Annotated in this window: 21 protein-coding genes and 1 tRNA gene; 5 read left to right on the forward strand and 17 right to left on the reverse strand. The window is 69.8% G+C overall.

Annotated elements, in window-relative coordinates; genetic code table 11:
• Positions 1–66 precede the first annotated feature (66 nt).
• Together CHR28_RS11270 and CHR28_RS11275 are read right to left on the reverse strand one after the other, a co-directional pair.
• The gene (locus CHR28_RS11270; RefSeq protein ID WP_094053419.1) at positions 67–576 is read right to left on the reverse strand and encodes a glutathione peroxidase; all 510 of its coding nucleotides are present in this window, start codon (positions 574–576) and stop codon (positions 67–69) included.
• 9 nt (positions 577–585) lie between these two features.
• Positions 586–1,569, reverse strand: coding sequence for an ArsR/SmtB family transcription factor (locus tag CHR28_RS11275; protein WP_094053420.1), 984 nt, complete (start codon positions 1,567–1,569; stop codon positions 586–588).
• Between the two features lie 70 nt (positions 1,570–1,639).
• Here CHR28_RS11275 and CHR28_RS11280 point away from each other — a divergent pair, with 70 nt between their 5' ends.
• Positions 1,640–2,878 (forward strand): MFS transporter, encoded by a 1,239-nt coding sequence (locus tag CHR28_RS11280; protein ID WP_256984218.1) that lies wholly within the window; start codon positions 1,640–1,642, stop codon positions 2,876–2,878.
• Here CHR28_RS11280 and CHR28_RS11285 read toward each other — a convergent pair.
• From CHR28_RS11285 to CHR28_RS11300, 4 genes are all read right to left on the reverse strand, one after another.
• Positions 2,832–3,533 carry a nucleotidyl transferase AbiEii/AbiGii toxin family protein gene (locus CHR28_RS11285; protein WP_094053421.1) on the reverse strand — a complete coding sequence of 234 codons (702 nt, stop codon included), beginning with the start codon at positions 3,531–3,533 and terminating at the stop codon, positions 2,832–2,834. The genes CHR28_RS11280 and CHR28_RS11285 overlap by 47 nt on opposite strands.
• Positions 3,534–3,623: 90 nt before the next feature.
• Positions 3,624–4,433, reverse strand: a complete 810-nt coding sequence (locus CHR28_RS11290) for an SAM-dependent methyltransferase (protein WP_094053422.1) — start codon at positions 4,431–4,433, stop codon at positions 3,624–3,626.
• A 194-nt stretch (positions 4,434–4,627) separates the two neighbouring features.
• A complete protein-coding gene (locus CHR28_RS11295) occupies positions 4,628–5,338 on the reverse strand; it encodes a polysaccharide deacetylase family protein (protein ID WP_094053423.1) in 711 nt (236 codons plus the stop codon).
• Entirely contained in the window at positions 5,335–5,997 is a 663-nt protein-coding gene (locus CHR28_RS11300) for a glycoside hydrolase family 11 protein (protein WP_094053424.1), read from the reverse strand. Before CHR28_RS11300 ends, CHR28_RS11295 begins: the two co-directional genes overlap by 4 nt.
• 330 nt (positions 5,998–6,327) lie before the next feature.
• Between CHR28_RS11300 and CHR28_RS11305 the strand changes: the two genes are divergently transcribed.
• A complete protein-coding gene (locus tag CHR28_RS11305; protein WP_094053425.1) occupies positions 6,328–8,481 on the forward strand; it encodes an ATP-binding SpoIIE family protein phosphatase in 2,154 nt (717 codons plus the stop codon).
• Positions 8,482–8,548: 67 nt separating this feature from the next.
• Here CHR28_RS11305 and CHR28_RS11310 read toward each other — a convergent pair whose 3' ends face one another.
• Positions 8,549–9,733, reverse strand: a complete 1,185-nt coding sequence (locus CHR28_RS11310) for a polyketide synthase (protein ID WP_094053426.1) — start codon at positions 9,731–9,733, stop codon at positions 8,549–8,551.
• Between the two features lie 324 nt (positions 9,734–10,057).
• Here CHR28_RS11310 and CHR28_RS11315 point away from each other — a divergent pair, with 324 nt between their 5' ends.
• Positions 10,058–10,366 (forward strand): hypothetical protein, encoded by a 309-nt coding sequence (locus CHR28_RS11315; RefSeq protein WP_143655824.1) that lies wholly within the window; start codon positions 10,058–10,060, stop codon positions 10,364–10,366.
• Between the two features lie 17 nt (positions 10,367–10,383).
• Here CHR28_RS11315 and CHR28_RS11320 read toward each other — a convergent pair whose 3' ends face one another.
• The 4 genes from CHR28_RS11320 to CHR28_RS11335 form a co-directional block, all read right to left on the reverse strand.
• A complete protein-coding gene (locus CHR28_RS11320; RefSeq protein ID WP_094053428.1) occupies positions 10,384–10,734 on the reverse strand; it encodes a MerR family transcriptional regulator in 351 nt (116 codons plus the stop codon).
• 208 nt (positions 10,735–10,942) lie between these two features.
• The gene (locus CHR28_RS11325) at positions 10,943–11,191 is read right to left on the reverse strand and encodes a CBS domain-containing protein (protein WP_094053581.1); all 249 of its coding nucleotides are present in this window, start codon (positions 11,189–11,191) and stop codon (positions 10,943–10,945) included.
• Between the two features lie 153 nt (positions 11,192–11,344).
• Positions 11,345–12,883: a DEAD/DEAH box helicase gene (locus CHR28_RS11330; protein WP_179272393.1), complete on the reverse strand. Its 1,539-nt coding sequence runs from the start codon at positions 12,881–12,883 to the stop codon at positions 11,345–11,347.
• A 246-nt stretch (positions 12,884–13,129) separates the two neighbouring features.
• On the reverse strand, positions 13,130–13,333 hold the full coding sequence (locus tag CHR28_RS11335) for a cold-shock protein (RefSeq protein WP_028799214.1): 204 nt from the start codon (positions 13,331–13,333) through the stop codon (positions 13,130–13,132).
• Between the two features lie 582 nt (positions 13,334–13,915).
• Here CHR28_RS11335 and CHR28_RS38285 point away from each other — a divergent pair.
• Positions 13,916–14,260: a CU044_2847 family protein gene (locus CHR28_RS38285; RefSeq protein WP_256984219.1), complete on the forward strand. Its 345-nt coding sequence runs from the start codon at positions 13,916–13,918 to the stop codon at positions 14,258–14,260.
• A gap of 330 nt (positions 14,261–14,590) precedes the next feature.
• Here CHR28_RS38285 and CHR28_RS11340 read toward each other — a convergent pair.
• From CHR28_RS11340 to CHR28_RS11360, 5 genes are all read right to left on the reverse strand, one after another.
• Positions 14,591–14,663: transfer RNA gene (locus CHR28_RS11340), tRNA-Arg, on the reverse strand.
• A gap of 189 nt (positions 14,664–14,852) precedes the next feature.
• Positions 14,853–15,800 (reverse strand): hypothetical protein, encoded by a 948-nt coding sequence (locus CHR28_RS11345; RefSeq protein WP_094053429.1) that lies wholly within the window; start codon positions 15,798–15,800, stop codon positions 14,853–14,855.
• Positions 15,801–15,858: 58 nt separating this feature from the next.
• Positions 15,859–19,830, reverse strand: a complete 3,972-nt coding sequence (gene fxsT, locus CHR28_RS11350) for an FxSxx-COOH system tetratricopeptide repeat protein (RefSeq protein WP_094053430.1) — start codon at positions 19,828–19,830, stop codon at positions 15,859–15,861.
• 64 nt (positions 19,831–19,894) lie between these two features.
• Positions 19,895–21,157, reverse strand: a complete 1,263-nt coding sequence (gene fsxC / locus CHR28_RS11355) for an FxsC protein (protein WP_094053431.1) — start codon at positions 21,155–21,157, stop codon at positions 19,895–19,897.
• Positions 21,158–21,418: 261 nt separating this feature from the next.
• Positions 21,419–22,558 carry an FxsB family cyclophane-forming radical SAM/SPASM peptide maturase gene (locus CHR28_RS11360; protein ID WP_256984228.1) on the reverse strand — a complete coding sequence of 380 codons (1,140 nt, stop codon included), beginning with the start codon at positions 22,556–22,558 and terminating at the stop codon, positions 21,419–21,421.
• 305 nt (positions 22,559–22,863) lie between these two features.
• Here CHR28_RS11360 and CHR28_RS11365 point away from each other — a divergent pair, with 305 nt between their 5' ends.
• On the forward strand, positions 22,864–23,958 hold the full coding sequence (locus CHR28_RS11365) for a toll/interleukin-1 receptor domain-containing protein (protein WP_179272394.1): 1,095 nt from the start codon (positions 22,864–22,866) through the stop codon (positions 23,956–23,958).
• 41 nt (positions 23,959–23,999) lie between these two features.
• On the opposite strand, the gene CHR28_RS11370 is transcribed toward CHR28_RS11365, so the two are convergent.
• Positions 24,000–24,446, reverse strand: a complete 447-nt coding sequence (locus CHR28_RS11370; protein WP_094053432.1) for a hypothetical protein — start codon at positions 24,444–24,446, stop codon at positions 24,000–24,002.

The following is a 24,446-nucleotide window of genomic DNA, read 5'->3' on the forward strand; positions in this document are numbered from 1 at the left end:
CCCGCGTCGTGCCCGCGCGACCGCCGGTCCCGCCGACCGGGCCCGGCGGGCCGAAGCAGCCGGGCCTCAGGCCAGCTGAGCCTCTATCGCCGCCACGACCTCGGCCGACTCCGGCTCGGTCTGCGGCGAGAAGCGGGCGACGACCGTGCCGTCCCGGCCGATGAGGAACTTCTCGAAGTTCCAGCGGATGTCCCCGCTGTGCCCCTCGGCGTCGGCGAAGCCGGTCAGCCGGTCGTAGAGCGGGTGCCGGTTCTCGCCGTTGACCTCGACCTTCTCCGTCATCGGGAACGTCACGCCGTACGTGGCCGAGCAGAACTCGGCGATCTCCTCGGAGCTGCCCGGCTCCTGGCCGAGGAACTGGTTGCAGGGCACGCCCAGGACCGTGAAGCCGCGCCCGGCATAACGTTCCTGGAGCTTCTCCAGACCGGCGTACTGCGGGGTCAGGCCGCACTTGGAGGCCACGTTCACCACGAGCACCGCCGTGCCCGCGTACCGGGACAGGTCGGCGGGGCCGCCCTGCAGGGAGTCGATCTCGACGTCGAGGGGGGAGGGACCGGTGTTCTCAGTAGTCGTCATGGGCGGATGCTAGCTCCGCCGGGTGCCGGACCCGTTCTGGGCCTCCACCAGGACCTGCCCCGCCGCCGTCCGCGAGTACAGCACCGACCTGCCGGCCCTGCGCCGCTCCACCAGCCCCGCGTCCAGCAGCACCCGCAGATGCCGCCCGACCGAGCCGAGCCCCTGGCCGGTCACGGCCACCAGCTGGCTGGTGCTCAGCGGGGAACCGAGCCGGACCAGCACCCCGGCGCGGGCCGGGCCGAGCAGCGCGGCGAGGCTCGCGGGCACGGGCCTGCCGCCCGGGTCGGCGAGGGCTCCGGCGCACGGGTAGACCAGCGCGTACCGGTCCGTCCCCTCCCAGGACACCCAGCCGATGCGCTGCGTGGTGATCGGCACGAACACCAGCTCCGCGCCCGAGATCTCCCGCGGCGGGTACTCGTGCGCGTTGACCTGCAGCCGGTTCTCGCCCAGCCACCGCGTCCCCGGCCGCAGCGTGTCCAGCGCGCTCGCCCAGCCGCCCCGGCTGACCTGTGCCGTCCGCGCGACCACATCGGCTTCGAGGACGCGCCGCCGCTGGTCCCAGTACGGCTCCACGGCCGTGGTCCACACGTACGTCAGCAGGTCCGCGGCGCGTTCCGGCAGGTCGTCCCGCTCCAGCAGGGCGGGGACGGGGCCGCGCAGCGAGACGGTGAGGTCGGCGCGGGCCCCCGCCGGGCAGGCCGCCCGGACCTGCGCGACCGCCTGCTCGAAGGTCTCCCCGTCCCGCGGGGTGGGGGCGAGGAAGTCGGCCGTCCACTCCTTGCCGATGCCGGCCCGCACGAGCAGCGCGGTCACCGGATCCCCCGCCAGCCGCCGCCGGTAGTCCGGCAGATGGGCGTCCAGCCACCGGCGTTCGCCCGGATGCGCGGCCTCGGCGGTGTGCAGCAGCCGCAGGCTCCCGAAGGCCTCCGCGAACGGCGAGATCACGAACCGGCTGCCCGCGAGGGTGTCGGCGTTGATCTGCCACCAGCCCACGTCGGCACCGTCCTTTCGCGTGTGCGCGAAACAGTAACCCCGGCTCGCGGCCCCGCCGCAGACTCCGCGCATGCGCAGCTACCGTGATCTGTTCCGCACACCCGAGTTCACCCCCTTCCTCCTGGCCGCGTCGGCGCAGACGGTCGCTCAGACCATGGGCGGACTGGCCCTGGGCGTCCTGGTGTACCGGCAGACCGCCTCGCCGCTGCTGTCCGCGGTGAGCATGTTCGGCTCGTCCCTCGTGCAGGTGCTGGGCGCGACGTTCCTGCTCTCGGCGGCCGACCGGCTGCCCCCGCGCGCCGCCCTGACGACCCTTCCGCTGCTCTTCGCGACGGCCACGGCCGCCCTGGCCCTGCCGGGCCTGCCGGTCTGGTCGCTCTTCGCGATCGTCCTGGCCAAGGGCCTGGCGGAATCGGTGGGCGGGGGAGTGCGCTGGGGCCTGCTCAACGAGATCATCGGCAAGGACGGTTATCTGCTGGGCCGCTCGGTCTTCAACATGATGAGCGGCCTGATGCAGATCGCCGGCTACGCGACCGGCGGCGCCCTGGTGGCCCTGCTGTCCCCCCGGCTGTCGCTCCTGGCGGCGGCCGCCCTGTACGTCCTCGCGGCCGGGGTGGTCCGGCTGGGCCTGACCCGCCGCCCGCCCCGCACCACGGGCCGCCCCTCGGTCGCGGCGACCTGGCGGGCCAACGCCCTGCTGTGGTCGTCCGCACCACGCCGCCGCGTCTACCTGGCCCTGTGGATCCCCAACGGCCTGGTCGTCGGCTGCGAATCCCTCTACGTCTCCTACGCGCCGGAGTCCGCCGGCACCCTGTTCGCCTGCGCCGCGCTCGGCATGCTTGCCGGGGACGTCCTCGTCGGCCGCCTGCTGCCGCCCCGTGTCCGTGCCCGCCTCGGATTCCCCCTGCTGCTGCTCCTGGCCCTGCCCTACGTGCCGTTCCTCCTGCACCCGCCGCTGCCGCTCGCGGTGGCCGCCGTCACCGTCGCCTCGGTCGGCTTCGGCGCGAGCCTGGTGCAGCAGGAACGGCTGGTGGCCCTGACCCCGGACGAGCTGACGGGACACGCGCTCGGTCTGCACTCGGCGGGCATGCTCACACTCCAGGGCGTGGCGGCGACCCTGGCCGGAACAGTGGCCCAACTGACCTCACCCGCGACGGCGATGACGGCGATGGCGACGGTCTCGGTGGGAGTGACACTGACGCTGATGACGGCGGAGCGGCGGGACGAGGACCCGATCGGGACGGCCCGGCGAGATGAGGTCGTCACTCCTCGTCCGGCTCGCCGTCCTCCGGGGCCTCGCCCTCGATGAGCCGTTCCGCGATGTCGTCGGCCCACTCCTGCGCCCAGCGGCGCAGCCCGGCCACGGCGTCGGCGTCGAGCCCCTGGGAGGTGAACGCCCTGTCGTCGAGCCAGTCCGTGCCGGTCAACCGGGCCTGGAGGTCGGTCGGATCGAAGGCGTCCGGGGCGTGGCGGCGGGCCAGTTCCTCCAGTTCGGGGTGGCTCCAGCGGGCCGCGAGGGCGTGCACGTCGACCAGGTCGCGGGCGAGTCCACGGTCGGCCAGGTCCCGCACCCGGGTACCGGCGAGGTCGTCGAGGGAGAGGGCCGGCCCGAGCTCCGTCGGCACGGGCGGCCGCCACAGCACCTCCTTGCGGAGTTCGACCTGGTACTCCTCGCCGCTCGCCGCGTCCGTGACGAGGAACTGGGCGGACAGCGGCGCGGTCTCCCGCGTCTGCACGAGCCAGCCGCGCGCGACCAGCCCGGTGCGGACCGTGTCGGCGATGGCGTCCATCCCGGCGGGGTGCTCGGTGGCGGCGTCCACGTCGCGCCCGGCCCGCTCCACCAGCCCGTGCGCCAGCATCGCGGATCCGCCGGCGAGGACGAGCGCGTGGGCCTCACCCACCGCGATCAGATCACCGAGAAGCCGGCCGGTGGCCGGCTGGGGGACGGAGGGCGGCGCTGACATGCCCTGATTATCGCCGGGCCCCCGCACGGACCGGAGACGACCGGCCCGGACGGGTGAGGACGGGCGGACCGGTGAGGGCCGGGCCGCCCCCTACGTCCCGGGCTTGCGCCCCACACCGCAGTACGCGTCCACCGCACCGGCGTCACCGGCGCCGGCGTCCGCCGGGTCCGGCCGCCACTCCGGCACCCGTACGACCCCCGGCTCGACCAGCTCCAGCCCCTCGAAGAACCCGGCGATCTCGGCGACCGGCCGGACGTGGTACGGCACGGCCCCGCTCGCGTTGTACGCCTCCGACGCGGCGATCATGCCCTCGCTCGTCGCCGTGCTGTCGCTGATCACCAGGTGGCTGCCCGCCGGGAGCCCGGCCATGAGCTGCCGCACCAGTGCGCGCGCCTGCTCGTAGTCGGCGACGTGCCCGAGCGTGTTGAGGATCATCAGCCCGACCGGCCGGGACAGGTCGAGCGTGCCGGCGGCGGCCTTCAGGACGGCCTCGGGGTCGTACAGATCGGCGTCCAGGTACGCCGTCCGGCCCTCGGGGGTGCTGGTGAGCAGCGCGTGGGCGTGGGCGAGGACGATGGGGTCGTTGTCGACGTACACGATCCGCGCGTCCGGGGCGACGCGCTGGGCGACCTCGTGGGTGTTGTCGGCGGTCGGCAGCCCGGTGCCGACGTCGAGGAACTGCCGCACGCCCTGCTCGACGGCCAGATACCGCACGGCCCGCCCCAGGAACCGCCGGCTCGTCACGGCCACGTCGACCAGTCCCGGGAAGATCGTCTTGATCTGGTCGCCGATCTCGCGGTCGACCTCGTAGTTGTCCTTGCCGCCGACGAAGTAGTTCCAGAAGCGGGCCGAATGCGGCTTGGAGGTGTCGATACGCACACGCGAGCGGCCATCGGGCACGACGGGTCCTCCTGGGGGGCGGGGAAAGGGCTCCGGCCCACCAACCTAGGCGAACCGGACGTCGGGGCGCGGCAGATGACGAGAGCGACGGCGACCTGGGGTGGGGTTTCGGCCAGAAGCCCGAACGGGCGGCGCGACGGCCGGGGTGGCCGTCGCGCCTGGGTGGTGCGGTGTGGGCCGTGGGCGGTGATGGATCAGCCGGGGGCCACGGCGCGGCCCGTCTGGGGGGAGATCATGCCCGCGCACAGGCCCCGGGACGCCAGGCCCTGGGCGATGCGGGGGATCGCGGCCAGGGTGTTGGCGGACCAGTCGTGCATGAGGATGACCTGGCCGTTCGTGAGGCGGGCCGCGGACTGGACGATCGCGTCGGTGCTCGCGCCGTTCCAGTCCTGTGAGTCGACGTGCCAGATGATCTCGGTCAGGCCGTGGCGGGCCGCGACCGACTTCACGGTCGCGTTGGTCTCGCCGTACGGCGGGCGGAAGAGTTTCGGCGTGCCGCCTCCCGCGCCGGCGATCGCCTGCTGGGTCCGGGAGATCTCGGAGTCGATCTGCGCCTGGCTCAGCTGCGTCAGGTGCGGGTGGGTGTAGCTGTGGTTGCCGACCCACATCCCGGCCGCCACCTGGGCCCGGACCAGGGACGGGTTGGCGGCGGCGTACTGGCCCTGGTTGAACATCGTGGCCCGCAGTCCGTTCTGCCGGAGCGCGTCGAGGAGTCTCGTCGTGTTCCCGGACGGGCCGTCGTCGAAGGTGAGTCCGACGTAGCCGGTGCAGGCGGCCGTCCGCGGGGGAGCGGCGCCGGCGGTGGCGGTGAGGGCGGTGGCGGTGGCCGCCAGGGCCGCCGCGAGGACGGTGAGCCTCCTGGCCAGGGCGCGCGGTGCGGGGCGCGAACCCGTGCGCACGCTCATCGCACGGTGATGTTGGAGCTGCCGCTGCTCTGGTAGCCCTCGGTCGCCATGATCATGTAGTACTTGAAGTTCCCGAGGGGCATACCGGCGCGGGCCCAGGCGTCGAAGTGGTTGCCGGCGGTGATGGTGCCGCCCGTCCGCTTCTGCTGCCGCACGCTCCAGTACTGGTCGAAGGTGCGCGTGCCCTCGACGGACGGGGCGTTGTACCGCGTCGTCTTGTAGATGTCGTACGTGCCGCCGTCGCTGGTGACGGTGCCCTTGTACTGGCCGGTGGGCCGGTAGGTGCCCCAGTTGTCGACGATGTAGTACTCGACGAGCGGGTTGGCCGTCCAGCCGTAGAGCGTCAGGTAGGCGTTGCCGGACGGGTTGAAGCTGCCCGAGTACGTCACGGTGCGGCGGGCGCCGGTGCTCCAGCCCTTGCCGGCCACGAAGTTCCCGGTGTTCCGCCACGAGGTGCTGTAACTGCCGCCGGAGGACAGGGTCATGGAGACCGTGCCCGGGGCGTCGGTCCAGAACGAGTAGTAGTAGCCGTTGTTGGTGCCGGTCTGGTTGGTCGTGACCACGGTGTCCGCGTGAGCGGTACTGGCCGCGGCGGTCAGCAGCAGCATGGCGCAGACACTGCTGATGAGCAGCCGTAAGCGATTCGACAGCGTGTTCATGGGGGGCGCTTCCTCCTTCGCCTCATCGGTCATCGGGAGTGTTGGCCGGTCCCTGACAACTGTCAACAGTTTCGGTAGGAGTTTCGAAATATTCGCCCTTGATCGGATCGGCTCGGCGAGTCATACGTGCTGTTCACTCGCTCGCTGAGCAGGGCTGGAGTCCTCGCTGACGGCCGTCGCCGTAGACATAGGACCGGATTGATCGCTTCCGCTAGTCGAATGTTTCGAGATTCCTCCCGGATCAGTCGACCCGTCGCAGAGCGGCCGCCCCTGATCGCTGATGTGGGCGAAGTACCCCCACCTGTTATTGAATGAGGTGTGCGGTCAGGAATGTCGGGATCCTCGTCCTCGTCGCCGTTCGACATGATCAGCAGCGCCCTGGGGAAGTACATCCCGCGCGGCGGAGCGGCAACGTCCGCCGGTTCTGCCGCCCCGCAGGGCGACCCGCCCGCCCGCTCCCTCGTGTCCGCCGACCCCGCCCCGGCCCGTCAGGAACAGATCCTCGGCGCGGTCAACCTGGACCGCGAGCTCAGGATCATCCGCTCCAACCTCGGCGCCCCCGTCTTCGCCGGCGTGGAGGCCGCGCCCGGGAGCCCGTTCGTCGATCTGCTGCCGCCCGGGGACGTGCCCACGGTCACCCGGCGCCTGCGGCAGGTCCTGGAGACCGGTGAGCCGCACGTCGCCCGGGTCCAGCGCCTGCGCCGCGCCGACGGGTCGGAGCTGGTGGTCTCCATGAGCATCCTGGCCGCCGCGGCACCCCAGGAGGGCCTGACGGTCTCCCTGATCGCCATGGCCAAGAGGCTGCACCTGTACGCCGCCGAGACCGCGATCGGCACCTCGCTGGACATCGGCGAGACCGCGCAGTCGCTCGCCGAGTCGCTGCTGGCCTGGGGAGACGTGGCCGCCGTCGACCTCGACTTCGCCGTGTGGACGGGCGAGGCGGTCGCCAGACAGTCACAGGGACGCATCCGGCTGCGCCGGGCGGCCCTGGTCCCGGACCGGGCCTGGCCCGACGGCTACGTGACCCCGGGCGACGACCTCCCCGGCGACGCGAGCCGCCTGCTGTCCCAGGCGATACGGCGCGACGACGCCGCGCAGGCGATCGTCATACCCGACCGGGACGCCATCGAGCGGGTCCTCGGCGGCCCCCGGCTGGTCCGTGCCCTGGTCCCCGGCGACCAGGCGGCAGCCGTGGCGTTCATCCCGCTGGTCCTGGACGGCACCCCGCCCGTCGTCCTGGGCGTCGCGGAGGTCTGGCGCCGGGCGGACCGGCCCTTCCACGACGGCGAGCTGCTCGACCTCCAGGAACTGGTGGCCAGGACCTCCCACCACGTCGACCTCGCCCGCCAGCACCAGCGCGAACACACGCAGGTACTGGCCCTGCAGCGCCGGCTGCTGCCCCGCACCGGCGGCGACACCATCGAGACCGCCAGCGTCTACCAGCCCGCCACCCCCGACAGCGCGGGCGTCGGCGGCGACTGGGTGAACAGTTTCCCGCTGCCGGACGGCCGTACCGCCCTCGTGGTCGGTGACGTCGTCGGACACGGCCTGGGCGCCGCGGCGACCATGGGACAGCTGAGCATGGAGGCCCGGGCCCTGCTCTCCGCGGGGCTGGCGCCCGACGAGGTGCTGGAGCACCTGGACGAGACCGTGTCCCTGCTGGACGACGCGGATTCCGGGCTCGCGGCCGGTTACAGCGCCCTCGGCTCGACCTGCTGCGTCGCCGTGTACGACCCGGTCAGCCGGCAGGTGGCCCTGTCCAGCGCCGGTCACCTCCCGCCGATCCTGGCACCGCCCGGCGGGACCGCCGTCCCGCTGGCGGTGCGGCCCCACCCCGGCCTGGGCGCCGAGTTCGCGCTGCGGGAGCCGTTCGACGTGCACGCCTTCGCCGCTCCCCCGGGCTCCCTGCTCGCCCTCTACACCGACGGCCTGGTGGAGGATCCCGCCCTGTCGATCGACGAGGGCATCGCCAGACTGGCCGACGCCGTCTCCGCGGTGGACCCCTGGGACCCCCTGCCCCAGGCCGCCCGGCACGTCGTGTCGACGCTGGCGCCCGCGCGGCGGCGCGACGACGTGACCCTGCTGCTCGCCCGCATGATCGGCTACCGCAAGGGGGACACCGCGACCTGGCGGCTGCCCGCCCGCGACGACGCGGCCGCCCGCGCCCGCGCCCTGGTCTCCGCGCTGCTGGCACGCTGGCGCACCCGGGCCGACACCCGGGACCGGGTGGTGCTGGTGGTCGACGAGCTGGTCGCCAACGCGGTCCGCTTCGCCGGCGGCCCCATCACCGTACGGCTGATCAGGACCGGGCACGGGCTGCTGTGCGAGGTGGGCGACACCGGCAACGGCAGACCGCGGCTGGGCCGCAACGAACCGTTCGACGACGCCGGCCGGGGCCTGCACGTCGTCCACCGCCTGACCACCCGCTGGGGGGTGCGGTGGACGGACACCGGGAAGGTGGTCTGGGCGGCGGTGGCGAGGTGACAGTGGTCCGGGCGGCGGTGCTAGGTGACACCGCCGCCGTCCGGGCCCGCTGACGGTGGCGGTCGGTCTACAGCCACTCGCCTTCCAGTGCCGTGGCCGTCAGGCCCGGGGCCGCCGCGTACAGCACGGCCCGGCTGCCCGGTGCCTGCCCGGCGTCGTGGGCCCTGCGCATGATGTCGAACACGGCGGCGCCCCCGCGGTTGCCGCTGGTGTAGCTCTCCCGGCTGTGGTCCAGCAGCCCCGAGGGCCACCCGTCGGGCATGGTCTGCTCCATGTACTCCAGCACCCGCGTGCCGCCGGGGTGCGCGAGCAGGACGTCGGGGTGCCAGGAGTCCGGGTCGTCCTGGTAGCGCGAGCGCAGCCACTCCCACATGGCGGTCACCGTCTCCTGCACGGCACGCGGCCCGCGCCGGTCCATCACGAAGTGCGTGCCGTCCGCCCGCGTCTCCAGCCGGTGCAGGTCCTGGGTGCCGGGCAGGGTGTGGTTCCACGCGGCGTCCAGCCGCAGCACCGACTCGGGCCTCGGGCGGCCCGTGACGACCGCGGCGACGGCGGTGTCGGCGAACAGCAGCCGGACGATCAGGGACTCCAGGGTGTCGTCCCCGGGCTGGTACGTCGTGCTCAGCGCCTCCGAGATCACGACCAGGACCACCCGGTCGGGGTCGGCGGCCACGAGGTCCGCCGCCAGCGCCAGGGAACGGGTGCCGGCGATGCAGGCCCACTGCGTGGCCGGCAGCAGCATGACGTCGCTGCGCAGCGGGAGCTTGTCGGCCAGGGCCACGTCCAGCCCGGGCAGGGCCGGGGTGGTGGAGTTGCTGGTGATCAGGCAGTCGACGTCCGCCGGGTCCAGCCCGGCGATCTGCAGGGCCCCGCGCGCGGCGCGCTCCCCGTAGGACTGCACGGCGGCCCAGGCCGGGGCGGTGCGCTCCTGGACGGTCTGCGGGGCGGGTATCGACTCCAGGGCGGCGATCACGCGGTCCACGTCCCGCTCGGCGAACCCGTCCCGGGCCAGCGCCTCCCGGGCGGGTCCGGTGCCGGCGGGCCACCGCCCGCGGCCGTCCCCGGGCGCGACGGCGCTCTCCAGCGGCAGCATCCACCCGCGGGCCTCGATGCCCGTACTGGCGGCGATGCCGTCGATCCGCGGCGCCCAGGCCGCGTGCGGGTGCCGATCGCGTACTTCCTCCACGATCTGGCTGGTCTTCACGGTGTGTTCGCCGTGGATCACGGCAGGGGGGCACAGGTAAGCGGCCACAGTCGGCACCTTTCCGAGGGGTGGGAGGGGAGAGCGTCACGAGCGCTGTGGCGCGGGTCACTTCACCACTGCGCGTACCAAGTCGGCGTCGCCGTAGTCCACTTCCGGCGCGCCGTCGTCCGAGACGAGCATGGCCGCTAAAAGGACATTTCCGCTGTGAGCTGGGCAACTTGGGAGGAAGTTCGGTACGTGAGTCGGCACACAGGGAGGGCGGGGCGGCGCCTCAGGGGTCGCCGGAGTCCTACTCGACAACTACCGTTGCACCAGGTCCGGTTGACCACCCGGGACGCTGCTCCCTCGACAGTCACGGAAGCGGGGGCGACGGTGATCGATCGCCGGTGCGGGACGCTCGACCACGTCTACCTGAGCCATCTGGCCGACCGCGGGAGATCAGGTCTGCGCGTGGGCTGGGCGGAGGTGTTCCGCGACGCGTGGTTCGGGATCCTCGTCTGGCTGGGAGCCTGTGCCGTCGTTTTCTTCGCCGCGGGACCGGTGTGGGCGGCTGTTCCCCTCGGCCTCTGGCTCAGCTGCGTCCTCATCGTGACCATGACACGCCTGCTGGTGCGGCACACCCTGCGGTGCTCTCTGATGTACGGGGTCCACTGGCCCCTTCAGCTGGGTGAGCTGATCTGAGGGGCCAGCCCTGAGGGTCAGCCCGAGGCGGGATCCGAATCCCCGGACGCCTCGCCCGCGGCACGGCGGTACTCCGCGTTGATCCGCTGGGCCTCCTCCAGCTGGTCCTCGAGGATGATGATGCGGCACGCGGCCTCGATCGGAGTGCCCTTGTCCACGAGCTCACGGGCGCGCGCGGCGATCCGCAGCTGATAGCGGGAGTACCGGCGGTGCCCGCCTTCCGAGCGCAGCGGAGTGATCAGCCGAGCCTCCCCGATGGCGCGGAGGAAGGCCGGCGTGGTGCCGAGCATCTCGGCGGCGCGCCCCATGGTGTACGCGGGGTAGTCGTCGTCGTCCAGACGATCGCCGAGCGGAGAATCTGCTGCCATGTCACCTCGTTGTCGCACCGCGCCGAGGGGCCCTGGTGCCCAACGGAGCCAGGGCCCCCGAGGAAATGAAACACCATCCTCCGGCCCTCGTGCCCGGCCGACCTCCTGTTTCCGCTGCCCGGCCCGGTCGGGCCAGGGTGCGGGAACAGCGGTGAGGGCCCTGCCGACGCGCGTCGGCAGGGCCCTCACCGGGCCTGGATGACCGGGGCTAGACGGGAGCTCCGGTGAGGACGTCCCGCAGTCGGATCCGGTCCGTGTAGGCCGGACCGCCGGCGACCCCGGCGAGCCGGGCCAGGGTGACCAGACCCGTGCTCTGGTCGTCCCCGTCGCACAGGACGAGGTGATCGACGCGAGCGCCGGCCATGAGGGACAGGGCCACCTCGACGGTCATGTCGTCCGGTACGCGAGGCCCGAACGCGCCTGCGATGTCGATCACGGTCGTGGGGAAGAAGTCCACCGCATGGTGCGCGGTCTCGGTCGGCGTCACAGGTGTCTCCTACGGGTCGGGGTCGGCTCGTCATCACGGCGGTGCTGCGCGGCAGGAGGCCGGCACACGGTCGGGGTGGCTGCTACGGCGGCAAGAAGCACGTCGGGCCCACGCCCACGGCGGCTACGCGGCCGAACCGAAGCCGGGCCGCTGCTGGGCCCCGCGGCGCGCCCCTTGACCGGCGGGCCTGCCCTGGCCGCTGCGGCGCCCGCGACGGGCCCGGGACGGCGAGGACGCCCCACCCGGACGCTCCGCACGCGGCGCGGTGATGACGACCGGGATACCGGAAGGTGCCTGGGCGCCGGTGATGCGGCTCAACTCCGCCTCGCCCGACCGCACCTGGGCGACCTGCGGGGTGATGCCCGCCGAGGCCATCAGCCGGGTCATGCCGCGCCGCTGATCGGGCGTCACGAGGGTGACGACACTGCCCGACTCCCCGGCCCGGGCCGTACGGCCCCCGCGGTGCAGGTAATCCTTGTGGTCGCTGGGCGGATCCACGTTGACGACCAGGTCGAGATGGTCGACGTGGATGCCGCGCGCGGCGACGTTGGTCGCCACCAGCACCGTCACGTGACCGCTCTTGAACTGCGCCAGCGTCCGCGTGCGCTGCGGCTGGGACTTCCCACCGTGCAGGCCCGCGGCCCGGACCCCGCTGTTCAGCAGGTGCTCGGTGAGCCGGTCCACCGCGTGCTTGGTGTCGAGGAACATGATCACCCGACCGTCCCGCGCCGCGATCTCGGTGGTCGTCCGGTGCTTGTCCGCGCCGTGTACGTGCAGGATGTGGTGCTCCATCGTGGTGACCGCGCCGGCCGACGGGTCGACCGAGTGGACCACCGGGTCCGACAGATAGCGGCGGACCAGCAGATCCACGTTGCGGTCCAGGGTGGCCGAGAAGAGCATCCGCTGCCCGTCGGGACGCACCTGGTCCAGCAGGGCGGTGACCTGCGGCATGAAGCCCATGTCGGCCATCTGGTCGGCCTCGTCGAGAACGGTGACGGCGACATCGCCCAGCCGGCAGTCGCCCCGGTCGATGAGGTCCTTGAGCCGCCCGGGCGTCGCGACGACCACCTCGGCACCGGCGCGCAGCGCACCGGCCTGCCGGCCGAGGGACATCCCCCCGACGACGGTGGCCAGCCGCAGACTCACGGACCGGGCGTACGGCGTGAGCGCGTCGGTGACCTGCTGGGCGAGCTCGCGGGTGGGTACGAGGACGAGCGCGAGCGGCTGCCGCGGCTCGGCACGCCGCCCCGCGGTCCGGGCCAGCAGGGCCAGGCCGAAGGCGAGGGTCTTGCCCGACCCGGTGCGGCCACGGCCGAGCACGTCACGGCCGGCCAGCGAGTTCGGCAGCGTCGCCCCCTGGATCGGGAACGGCACGGTCACACCCTCGTGCCCGAGCGTGGCCAGCAGCCGGTCGGGCATGTCCAGCTCGGCGAACGACTCCACGGCGGGCAGCCCGGGCGTGATGGTCTCCGGGGCCGCGAACTCCCCCTGCACGGCCCGTCCAGCCGACGACCGCCCGCCATGACGCTGGGGGCGGCGCGAACCGCCACCGAAACGGTCGGCACCGCCGGAGCGGTCATAGCTCTGGAAAGAGCCGGACGTGCGGGAAGTACGGGACGTACGGGCTGTGCGGGAATTCTGAGATGTGCGGGCACGCTTCATGCGGGCGGAACCTTCCTTGGTGGGCACGTGGCAAGGAATTCCCGCAGCAGATGAGCGGCGCAGAGAATCACGAGACGAGCCGAATGTGATGAGGGCGGGCCGGAGCGACGGAGAAGTGCCACCGTCGACGACAGGACGGAATACCCCGCCCCTGAATGTCCTCCCGCTCCCCGAAAAGAAGCGAGCCGGGGCCCGCACCCCATCAGGTGCGGGCCCCAGCTACGAAGTATGCGTCGAGCGCCGGTGTCAGGCGGGAACGATGTTCTCGGCCGTCGGGCCCTTCTGGCCCTGGGCGATGTCGAAGGACACCTTCTGGCCTTCCAGCAGCTCGCGGAAGCCCTGGGTGGCGATGTTCGAGTAGTGGGCGAAGACGTCGGCGCCGCCGCCGTCCTGCTCGATGAAGCCGAAGCCCTTTTCCGCGTTGAACCACTTCACGGTGCCAGTAGCCATGTCATTTCTCCTTCGGAGGCGGTGTCGGGAAAACGCACTGCGCGCATTCCGTGTCGCCGTGATGATTACCCCGTAGGAAAAAACCTTCTGGCAACCACACCTGCAACTGACAACGACACTAGCACGCAACGATCGACCACTGGCACTCGTAATTCCCATTCAGACACCCAAACGAGGAATAATCCCAGCGCCCACCCCCAATACCTCACGTCACGCCTACAGATATTGCTCCCCGGCGAAGCACCCTTCCCTATCGCCCACGGCAACGCGCAGCCCTGTGACCTCCCTCAACGCCGCACCCACCACTGCAGCCACCCCCGGACACCCCCCAAGCAACGACCGACCCGGCAGCCGGACATGGAGAGGAGGGTCACATGCCGCCTCGGGGCGTGGCGGCTTCGACGCAACGCACTCCGCGCAGGCACATATGGACCGGCCATGACCGAGTCGCCCGGAGCCGCAGCCCTTGCCGACCGTTGGCTGGCGGATCGACCGCCCGTCGCATGCACAGACTGCCCCGGGACGCCCCACCCACGGGCAGCGCGCGTCTGGGATACGACCAACGCACGTTTGGTCTGCAAAATGGTTCATGAGGATCCTGTTCTTTCGTTGGCCTTCCGTCCAGACGGCACCTACGAGGTCAACGACCGGTCGGCTGGGGTGGTGACGCGTGGAATTTCTGCGTCTCAGGTCTCCGAACGTGCTCAACACACATTCGAAGACGCCATATACCGCGTGCAACCCGCCATGCATGCGGTAGTGTCCCATATTCAATCTGCAGCGCAGTCTCCCAACGAGATCCAAGTCGAGTTCGGCCTCAACCTGCACGCCGAAGCAGGCGCCTTTATCGCTGCAGCGGGCGCCAGCGCCAATTTCACTGTCACTCTCACCTGGCACCGTGACGATCCGAGGCCCAGAAGTTCTTGAAGAGTGGGAAGCGGGCAGTTCTGCCTCGCGTTGGCCGCCGGAACCTGCACGGACTGTACTAGCTCCTACGCGGTGCGGTAGTTGGCGTCAAGGGTGCATGGTCGAACCGGGTCATACACCTCTGCCATCCACACTCCGCCGACTTGAGCTGGTACATCGACAGCACATGACCAGCCACTCGTAGCCCGGATTCGTAAGAGTGAGGGAGAGGCTCCTGCCTAGGAGATGTGGATTACTCGTGGACTGACTGGCACGCGTGTGGCCCGACCTCGAACAAGACGAAGGGCCAGCCGCCGGGAGGAAACCCCTTTGAGCTGGCCCTTCTGGCTGTGCCCCCGGCAGGATTCGAACCTGCGACACCCGCTTTAGGAGAGCGGTGCTCTATCCCCTGAGCTACGAAGGCACGGCGGTCTGAACCGCCGCCGACAGTGTAGCGGGTCGGGTGGATCGACGCCGATGCCTTGACCGCAGGACCTCACGGGCCCACAGCAGGCCAAGGCACACCGGGCGCCCGTCGCTCCCGCCTGACCGCTCCGCCTGTGCGAACGCTGCCGTGGAGCGTCCCGTGCGGGTGGCGGCGAGGGCAGTGCTGTCAGTCGCGCACGAGGCCCGACATCAGCCGCTCGATGTGCCGATCGGCCTCCGCGAGCCGGGAGTGGTCCAGGGAGACGCCGAGCAGGTAGCGATCTTCCTCAAGGTGCTGGAAATAGACGGCACCTTGTTCCACGTTCAGGACCACCTGGTGAATGCGCCCATCCATGAGGGCGTGCAATGAGGTGTTCATGCGGTGGGTGACACCTGGCAGGAGCTGACCGAGGAGGCTGTACTTGTCCCGCCTCTGTTGTGGCGTGGTGGAGCCGCCGAAGTAGGTGCTCAAAGCGCTGTGGCGGAAGATGTCGGCAGCGCAGACGGGTGCGCCGGCCGCGTAGTAGGCCACATAGTGCAAGCTGTCGACGTGCAGGGCCGTGCGCAGAAGATCGGTGAGTTCGGTGGGCGTATCGGCGGCGGATTCCACCGTGTAGGCGCTGCTCTCCGCAGAGTCGGCGGTGTCGGTGGCCGCAGGGACGGCTGCGGCCGGGGGCGGCTTCACTGACTCGGCGGCTAGGGTCATGTACCTGCTCAGATGGGATCGTCGAGGCAGCAGGCCGTATCGCACCGTCGGCCGGAGCACGTCGATGTTCTCCGTCATCCGCGGGATCAGCTCATTGACCCGGTCCTGTGGGGTGGCGCAGCAGAGATGGAACCCCGGTTGGACGGACTGATAGACGAGCGCTCCCAGCTCCGGAACGCCCACCACCGTGCGTATGAGCGAACCCGTACGTAGTTCTGCGAAGTCCGGCGCCAACTCCTCAAGGATGTAGAAGAGCTGCCGTCCGGCGCGTTCGAGCCCGCTGGACGAGGGCTGTTCGGCCGGCACGCCCTTCGCAGGCTTCAGATTCTCGGCGACGAACAATTCCGCTCGGTCCCGATCGTAGAACGCGAGATGCCGCAGGCCGCATGCCTGCAGTAACAGCCGCAGTTGCATTTCGAGTTCGCCCATATGCTGGTTCACTCCGTCCAGTTCGTGCGCCGGGGCGTACGCCGATGCCGCGAGAGGGTCAGACACCCTGCACCTCCAGATCGGCGCCGATCCGCCGGTACGGCTCCGCCAGCAGCGCCTCGGCGAGCCTGTGGCCCTTCGGCAGGAATTCGGAGACCTTGCGCTTGAGGCTTGCCGTGAGTTCGCCGTCGACGTCGACCGGGGGACGGGAGTCGAGCATGTTGGCCATGGCCATCAAAGTGACCGGGTGGCTCTCACCCCACGCCGACCGTTCCTTGCAGCTGTCGTGGATGTCCTGGTCCTCGTTCGCGAGCTCCACACCAGGAAGGAGGCCCAGCGCGCTCTGGCAGTTGTTCTGGTTCATCCGCGCCACCAGCGTGTAACGGTGCTTGCGGTGGAACGCGGCTTTCAACCGCAGGACCGCCTTGCCCGCGTGGTCGTTCGCCTCCTCCGCGTCCCCGCCCGCCAGCAGGTACACCGCGAGATTGCTGCGACAGATGCTGGTGAAGGGGTGGTCGTCGCCGAATACCTCGATGTAGTGGCCCAGGACGTCCCGCGTGTAACCGATGGCGTCGACGGTCCGGCTGCCTTCGGCATGCAGGCCGATGGCGAGGGACAGCTGGCAGGCCATCGTGCGCGGGTGCTTCAAACCCCATCGATCACGGTAGGCGACGTACGCGTCTTTCAGCAGCGGCAGACCGTGAGACACGTCGCCCTGGCGCACCATGGTCATGCCCAGGCTGGCAACCGCGCCCAGCGTGTGATGAGAGCCCGCGTCCAGCAGCTTGTTCAGATGGGTGCGGGCCTCAGCCAGATACTGCTCCGAAGCGTCCAGATCGCCCAATTCCCTGTAGTAGGTGCCGAGGTGGGCGTACGACACCCAGCGTTTCGGGTCGGGGTCCTTGTCCGCTGTGCCCAGGCTGTGCCGCTCGTGCGCTTGTTGCTCCTGGAGGATCGCGGCGGGGACGGACTCCGCGTAGAACTTCGACAGCGCGAGGTTGTGCGAGGCAGCCAGCGTTCCATTGGCGTTCTCACCGATGGCGTTCTGAAGCCCCGAGAAGGTGGCCCGATCCTCGTCGTACGCCTCCTGGAACTTGCCCGCGGCCCGCAGATCCGCCGCATACCCGCGGCGCGCCAGCAGGATGTCGGCCTGGCTGCTGCGCGTGCTCTGCAAAGTGGTCACCGCGTGGGTGGTGAGTTTGAGGGCTGCGCGGTAGTCGCCGAGGAGCCGGCAGGCCGCGCCGAGTTGGGACTCCATGCGGAGCACCATGAGGTGTTCCGGGCCGAGGGACTCCCGCCAGCGGTCCAGGACGCGTTCGCCAAGGTCGCGGGCGCCCTTCCAGTCGTTCGACATCCAGCGGTGGTACACCTGGCTCACGATCCAGCGGTGGACCTCCGGGTCTGTGCTGTCGATGGCTCCGGAGACGCTGACGTGCTTGTCGAGTTCGGTGAACGTGTCGTGGTGCTTCGGTTTGTGGCGTTCCAGATCGTTCGGCACCATCGAGGCGAGGACTCCGAGGACGTCGGCGCGGGTGGCGACCCGCTCCTCCTCGGACATCCAGCTGCGGACCAGGTCCTGCACCACACGGCAGACCATGAGCGTCTGGGACGGCAGATCCTGCACGGCGAGTGACTGCTTGCCGAGGAGGTTGAGATGCTTATACAGCGTGAAAACCGAGTCACCGAGTTCGGGGTCGAACGGCTTCAGTAGTTGCACCATTCCGTCCGACTGGATGACGTTCATGCCCACGCCGTCCGGTGAGAGGAAGGAGCACAGGTCGAGGAGGCGGGCGGCGGCCGGGGACTGGTCCCGGAGGTCGTCGTACGCCAGGCGGCACACACCGGTGAACTCCTGGTACTCCGGCAGCACTGCCTCTTGTGAAGCCATCTGACCGCTGTCGAGCAAGGCGATGTACGGTTCGATGTCCTGCGGGCAGGTGCGTAGGACGGCGGCTGCCGCCTCCTCCGCGATGGGCAAGTGACCCAACCGCTCGGCGAGCCGCAACAACTCGTCCTCGGCGGAGCCGGGAAGCCTGTGGCTGAGCAGCGCCACACTCTCCTCGGGCGAGAAGGGCGTCACGGAATGTCTCGTGTATTCGGCGGGAGCCCAGTCCATGTTGGTCGATGTGATCAGGACGTGCCCCGAGCCGCCAGTGGGGATGTAGTCCTCGACAGCCTGTTGATCCGACGCCCCGTCGAAGACGAGCAGCCATCGGCGCAGTTGTGGATACCGCGCCTGCCTCAGGTCGTCCAGCAGCGCCTGCCGTTCCTCGCCGGAGCGCTGGCCACCGGTCTTGACATTGACCTCTCGGGCCAGTTTGGTGAAGGAGTCCTGGACGCTCTCGGGGGTCGCTGCCGGCACCCACCACACCAGGTCGTATTGCGATGCGAACCGGTGGGCGTATTCGAGGGCGATCTGCCGCTTGCCCACACCTGTCAGCCCGCACAGGACCTGAGGCGGCGAGTAGCCCGCGCCGGAGTAATCGAATGCGTTCCTCAGGGCGTCGAGCTGATCGACGCGGCCGACGAAACCGGTATTGCGCATCGACAGGTTCCACACCGTCGGCTGAAGCCCGGGGAAGCGGGGACCTGCCCAGGCCGTGTCCTGTGAGGTGTGGGTGGACAGCCCGAAATGGCTGAGCAACTCCTGGCGGGCGACGTCCTCGCTCTGCCCGTCGAGCGTGATGGTGTCCTGCCGGCTGAACTCGAAGTGTGGCGCCAACCGCGCGGTGCCCACCCGTACGCCGATGATGCGCTGGTCGCGGGGGCCGCTGCCGACCGGTGCTCCGGTGGTGAGGCGGGCGACCGTGTCGCCGGCCGGTGTCCCGGCGAGGTGCGGGGACAGCAGGGCGAGGACGTACGTGGTGTCGGGCAGGGAGTCGGCGGGCTTGTCACCCGGTGGGACGATGTGAACCCGGGTCGGCCGCAGGAGCTCACCGATCCAGTCCGCCCAGAGCTGGTCGTTGGGCGCGTGCAGCAGCGTGACTGTGCAGGGTTCGGTCTCCTGCTCGGCTTGGAGCCTCTCACGATGCGCGAGAAGTCGGCGATAGGCCCTGTACTGGGCGGATGAAGGCGGCTGCAGGGCGCATATCTCACCGTCGGTGATCCGGTCGACGAGGTGTACGTACGCCGCGACGATGCTGCCGCTCACGCGGGGATCCTCCCGCATGACCGCGAGTTCCTCGCCGTACGTGTAGTACGGCACGTACGGCACGCGCATCTGCCCCCAGTAGGTGGCGAGCGCGTCTTCGTCCGTGAAGCCGAGGTACGGGTCGAGCGCCTGTCGCGCTTCGACGAAACGCTGGTCCAGACGGTCACGTTCATTCTGGTCCACCCTCATCTGCACGAAATGCAGCTCGGTGTCCGGTCGGTACCGGCGGATGAGCTCAGCTGCCCTGCGCGCGCCCTGAATGGCCTGAGGATTCAGGGTCAGGGCGATGACCACCTTGTCGGGCAGGGTCAGCGTGCAGATCCTCGCTCCGTCGGAGAAGCCCGTACGGCTGTCGATCAGGATGTAGTCGTAGTCGCTGTCGCGCAGCCGCTCTCGCAGCGCCTCGAGGAACTCCTGGCCGTCGTCACTGGTGTGGAACCCCGTCCAGTTGAAGTCGGCCAAGCGGTTGGCGTACTCCTCGTCCATACGCCCGGGGCCCATGTAGTGCAGCCGTCCGCCGCCGGGAAAGGTGTGGTCAAGTCCGATCTGATACCGCTCGAAGTCAGTGTGCTGTGGGTGCAGGGCCCGCAGGTCGTCATCGTGGATGTCGGCGGCGGCACCGGCGAAGGCGGAGAACATGTCCAGCACGCCGTCGGCGTAGCTGAGGTCGGAGACGGGGAGGAAGGCGCCGTAGTAGAGGTGGAGGTCGGGTGCTTCAAGGTCCCAGTCGATGACCAGAACCGACTTGCCCTGGCTGGCGATGATCCAGGCGGCGTTGGCCAGTGCCATGGTGCGGCCGGCTCCGCCCTTGAAGGAGTAGAAGGAAACGATCTTCGCTGGACTCGGCGAACCGGACGTCTTTGCCAACCTGGTGCTCATTTCCCGCCTCATGCGCTCAGCCCGGGCCCGGCGACGCGCCGGGCGTACTGCTCAGTACCGGAGGTCACGGTTTCGCCCCGTGCCTGAGCCAGCCGACGCGTTCTCGCTGCTTTCGGACGCGCCGTTCCGCTGGACTCTCGATCGTCAACTCGCCCGCTTTGCCTTGGGTGCCTCCCGTTTCATGTGCCGAATCGGTGACGGAGTCGGCCATGACGGCCACCACGATGTGCGCGAGCGCTTCGCGACTTCCCGCTTCGTGGTGGGCCGCGTTCAGCATCCGTGTCGGGGTCCTGCAGAGCGCCTCGCGCAGCCGGATCGCGTGGGCCGTGCTCTCCTCGTCCGCCCGGGCGAGTACGACGACGACGGCGGCGATCCGCGCACGCGACCGCACGATGCGCTCCCACAGCGCGCGGAACGCGGGATCATCCGTCAGCCAGGGGTCGACCACGACCAGCACGGTCGCCGACTCGTCGAGTTCCTCCGGCCACGGCTCGTCCGGCTCGGGCACTGCGACGGCCAGGCTGTCGACTCCGCAGGCGCGAGCCGCGTAACCGACGGTCGACGGCACCGTCTCGTCGTGGTGGGGGAGGAAGGGACGCCACTCCTTGGCGTGATCGCCGTAGTAGTCGACATGGTCGCGCAGCCGCCTCATCCGGTCGCTGGTGCCGGCTACCAACAGAAGCGTCATGCGTCGGCCGGCGTGGTCCGGTGTGGCGGCACCGGGGGGGTCAGACAGCGGTCCTGCGACGTCACGCCGTTTGGGCCGCATGGCGCGGCTCGGTCCGAACTGAGGGGGGACCGCTCGGCTTTCCGCCTCGGACATGACCGGCGGTGGTCCTTCGGCGGCGCGCATCAGCCGCGCCGCCACACGACGGACGATCCTGCGGTACTGGTCCCGGCTGCGTGGGTCTTGCTGCAGGCAGAGCACACCGGGCCCCTGGTACACCTCGTCGACGATGTGAGGGATCGCCGTGACAGGCCGGGGAAGTACCAACGCGTCCGAGCGCCACACGACGCCGACCAGCGAGTCGGGACGCATCCCGGTGCGTCGCATGCAGCGGTCCATTCGCTCGGCGAAGACCGACCACTCCGAGGCGCACTGCGCGTCGTCCACATACTCGGCCGAGTAGAGGACCAGCAGTGCGCGACAGTCGAGCACTGCGGCATCGGGTCCGGAGGCCGGCTCGGGGTGCTTCAACCGGCCCTCGGTGGAGGGGCCGCGACCCAGCACGCTGCAGATCTCGTTCTGGACATCGACGTGGAACCGTTGAACCGGCCCTCTGTCGCCGGTCGAGCTGGCGTAGCTGGTAAAGAACAACGGCCCCATAGCATCCCCCCCAAGGGCCTGCCTCCTGTTGCAACCACGGTCGGGTCGTTTGTCCAGGGACCCACATCGACGCGGTGTGCGCAGGGAGGATTCAGTTGTGCGTCACCCCCACGCCAATTGACCTCTATGCTATGTGATTTTGCCCACCAGGTGCCCTCGAAAACCCGACATTGTCTATTGAGTCGCCCGAAAGAACGCAGGCTGTCGTACATGTGCGCTGGTTGTCGCCGCTTTTCGGGCGTGCGTTCCGGAATATGGCAGTCATTGATCCGCCCGGAGTGCGATGTGCCGGATGAGGGTGGAGATGTCCCTGCAGTAGACGGAGGGATTGGCGAAGCCGCAGCCGCGACCGAAGCGATGAGCGCGCAGTCCACCACCGCATACCCGCACCAAGGGGCACTCGCGGCACAATCGGCACAGTGAGCCCACACCGTCTTCCGGGGCGCCGTCGAGTGCCAGCAAGGCGTCGAAGGAGTGGCTGAATACGGTGCCCCCCGTGTGGGCCGCCCCATCCGCCACGGCGTTGAGTGACTCCGTCCACGAGACGGCTCCGTCGGTCTCGATTGCCACGGCTGCCGTCGGCATGGTGCCCAGTACTTCGCTGCTGCTTCCCCCGGTGCCGCGTGACAGGAGGTCGATGGACTCGAAGAGCCGAATCCGCATCGGCTGCCCGGTCGCCCGCCACCTGTCGTGCACAGCGCACAGCCACGCTCCGTACGGTGCCTCGCTGTTGCCCCATCCGGCCGGCGGATGGTCCCAAGTGGCATGCGGCAGAAGGAAGTCCGCAGCGGGCGGGTGGTGGGTGGCGAGTGCGTCGAAGGTGCGCACGGGATCGTTCGCAGGGTCGATCGTGCACAGCAGGCCACCGAACAACGGCCGGTAGCGAGCGCGTGACAGCAGGGCGAGCGCGGCGGTCACCCGAGCGTGACTGCCCCGGCCGGCGCCGGGCCCCCGCCGGTGCCGGTCATGCGCTTCGGCGTAGCCGTCCAGGCTGACACCCACCTGCACGTTCAAGTCCAGCAGCAGGTCCAGAAGTGCCTCGCTGAGCAGTACGCCGTTGGTCTGCAGGGCGAAGTCCACCGCCGTGCCGGCTCCCGACGCGGCTCGGCGGACCATCGTGGTGAAGTCGGCGATCACTCGTGGACCGGCGAGAAGTGGCTCACCGCCGTGCAGGAGCACGCGGACGCGCTCCAGCCGGTGCCGCCGTGCGTGCTCGGCGATCCGCAGGGCGAGTTGCCGGCGCACCGGCGCGGGCATGATCCGGGGGCGTTCTCGCCAACCGGAATCACGCAATTCATAGACGTAGCAGTAGTCGCAGCTGAGATTGCATCGGCTGGACAGCTTGGTGATGAATTGATCGAATGCCTTGAGTGTTGTCCTGCCATCCTCGGTTACGGATATTTGAGGTTCTGGCCAGTGATTCTGAGGCGGTGTGGAGTCATCCCATGTGGGGCCCTGACGCCTATTCCCGACTGCCGACAATGACGTAGTGTCAAGGCTCGGCGAGGTTCCGTGCATCCGACCCCCCGTTCGGAACCGGGGGTCGGCTAGGTACCACACCGGAGCGGCGGACGGCGTGGCGGTATGGGCCCCCGCCCAGCGTACGAGGAACGACCGGTGTCCCATGAGCAGCCAACTGGCCAACGTCAGGTTCGTCTTGGCGTGACAACGGCGATCGCGGGGCAATGGGAGTGAAGGGGTTGAACATGGCCAACGACTTCATCACAAGCTTCGCCGCCGTAGAGAACCGGGCTTACGCGGCACGATTTCACCAGGACTTGGTCCAGGCCGTGGCGCGCCGCAAGGGCCGGGCGGTCAGTGCGGCCATGTGCCGCGGCGGAGGCGAGGCGAACCGCCCTCTCGTCGCCGAGACCAAGGTTTTCGTCGCCCTGTGCTCGCCTGCCTACTACAACGACCACGGCTGCGGTGCCGACTGGGCGGTGTTCCAACACCGACTGCACCTCGTTCCGTCCCGGTTTCGCGCCGAGCCGACGGCCCGGGTCCTGGTGCGCTGGCAGCCGGCCCAGCCCCCTCTTCACCTTCCCCTCGCCCCGGTCCTCAGCGGTGAGATCACGGACAGCTACGCCTGCCAGGGCATCTACGGCATCATCCGCGAGGAGGGGCCCCGCTCCGCGGTGTACCAGGATGCCGTCGGCAAGATCGCCGACGCCGTCTGTGGAGCGCATGAGTGCAGTCCGCCGACGGTGTCCCTCGGTGAAGTGCCCGACCTCGCGCTCCCGTTCCCCCGACGTGCGGGCGATGCACGCACCGATGACGGTTCACCGGCTCCGCGGGCCAGTGTGCCGCAGCCGCGCAAGGCGACGGAGGATACCCAGAGACCGTGCGTGTTCCTGTCGTACGCGCATGAGGAGGACGGTGACGTTCACAAGGGCAGAGTCGCGGCACTGGGCGGACGGCTTCGCAGTGAGGGAATCGGCGTCCTGCTCGACACGGACGCCCACCGCAAAGGTCCCCAGCACTGGGGCCGGTGGATGCGCAAGCAGTACAACGAAGCGGACTTCGTGGTCGTGATCGTCTCACCGGCGTACAAGCGCCGTGCTGAGCACGAAGAGGAGCCGGGCAAGGGCGACGGGGTGGGGTACGAGGCGGACTTCATCCTCGACGAGCGCATGACTGACCGTCAGTGGTACGAACGGATTCTCCTGGTGTCCTTCCCCGAACACGGTAGGGCGTGCATACCCGATTTCCTGAAAGGCGTGACACTCTACACGCTCGATCCCGAGACGGGTGAGGGGGACCTGCCGGACCTGGTGGACTACATCAAAAGCAAGGCACCCTGAGATCACCAGGCACAAACGAAGCGGAGGGCGGGCCCACCCCCTCAGACGTTGACGGCCACGAGCGCCCCGTCGGCGATCAGCAAGGCACCGTAGAAGAGTTGAAGCGTTCGGGAGAACGTCGCCTCGAACCAGCTGATCCGATGCAGATACGGGCGCACGTCCATGGAAAGCGTCTCCACCTCGATGCCGGGACGCCGTACATCGTCGTACAGGTACCGGAACAGCCGCTCCTGGCGGAGGAAGAGGCCGTCGAGGAACCAGAAGCACGCCAGCGGCACCAACCCGCTGGCGGCCACTTGCCAGCTTTGCTGGCTGGAAGAGACGGCGAAGAAACCCGCAGCGAGTGTCAACGCCCATCCCTTCACCAGGAAGGAATGGTTCGACAGCCGTGTGATGACGGCCTGCAGGAACTCCAGATGCTTGAGGCGGTCCTCGCCCAGCGACGCCCCGTGTAAGGCCCCCGAACCCGCATCGTCCAGCGTGGACAT

Origin of the sequence: Streptomyces sp. XY006 (assembly GCF_002237655.1) — a bacterium.
In the GTDB taxonomy this organism is placed as follows: Bacteria; Actinomycetota; Actinomycetes; order Streptomycetales; family Streptomycetaceae; genus Streptomyces; species Streptomyces levis.

Excerpts from the sequence above, each read along its gene's own strand:
- CHR28_RS11330 (WP_179272393.1), bottom strand. The coding sequence starts at position 12,883 with ATGAAGCGTGCCCGCACATCTCAGAATTCCCGCACAGCCCGTACGTCC.
- CHR28_RS38285 (WP_256984219.1), top strand. The coding sequence starts at position 13,916 with ATGGTTCATGAGGATCCTGTTCTTTCGTTGGCCTTCCGTCCAGACGGC.
- CHR28_RS11345 (WP_094053429.1), bottom strand. The coding sequence starts at position 15,800 with ATGGGCGAACTCGAAATGCAACTGCGGCTGTTACTGCAGGCATGCGGC.
- CHR28_RS11280 (WP_256984218.1), top strand. The coding sequence starts at position 1,640 with ATGCGCAGCTACCGTGATCTGTTCCGCACACCCGAGTTCACCCCCTTC.
- CHR28_RS11335 (WP_028799214.1), bottom strand. The coding sequence starts at position 13,333 with ATGGCTACTGGCACCGTGAAGTGGTTCAACGCGGAAAAGGGCTTCGGC.
- CHR28_RS11370 (WP_094053432.1), bottom strand. The coding sequence starts at position 24,446 with ATGTCCACGCTGGACGATGCGGGTTCGGGGGCCTTACACGGGGCGTCG.
- CHR28_RS11365 (WP_179272394.1), top strand. The coding sequence starts at position 22,864 with ATGGCCAACGACTTCATCACAAGCTTCGCCGCCGTAGAGAACCGGGCT.
- CHR28_RS11295 (WP_094053423.1), bottom strand. The coding sequence starts at position 5,338 with ATGAGCGTGCGCACGGGTTCGCGCCCCGCACCGCGCGCCCTGGCCAGG.
- fxsT (WP_094053430.1), bottom strand. The coding sequence starts at position 19,830 with ATGAGCACCAGGTTGGCAAAGACGTCCGGTTCGCCGAGTCCAGCGAAG.
- CHR28_RS11300 (WP_094053424.1), bottom strand. The coding sequence starts at position 5,997 with ATGAACACGCTGTCGAATCGCTTACGGCTGCTCATCAGCAGTGTCTGC.
- CHR28_RS11305 (WP_094053425.1), top strand. The coding sequence starts at position 6,328 with ATGTCGGGATCCTCGTCCTCGTCGCCGTTCGACATGATCAGCAGCGCC.
- CHR28_RS11285 (WP_094053421.1), bottom strand. The coding sequence starts at position 3,533 with ATGTCAGCGCCGCCCTCCGTCCCCCAGCCGGCCACCGGCCGGCTTCTC.
- CHR28_RS11320 (WP_094053428.1), bottom strand. The coding sequence starts at position 10,734 with ATGGCAGCAGATTCTCCGCTCGGCGATCGTCTGGACGACGACGACTAC.
- fsxC (WP_094053431.1), bottom strand. The coding sequence starts at position 21,157 with ATGGGGCCGTTGTTCTTTACCAGCTACGCCAGCTCGACCGGCGACAGA.
- CHR28_RS11270 (WP_094053419.1), bottom strand. The coding sequence starts at position 576 with ATGACGACTACTGAGAACACCGGTCCCTCCCCCCTCGACGTCGAGATC.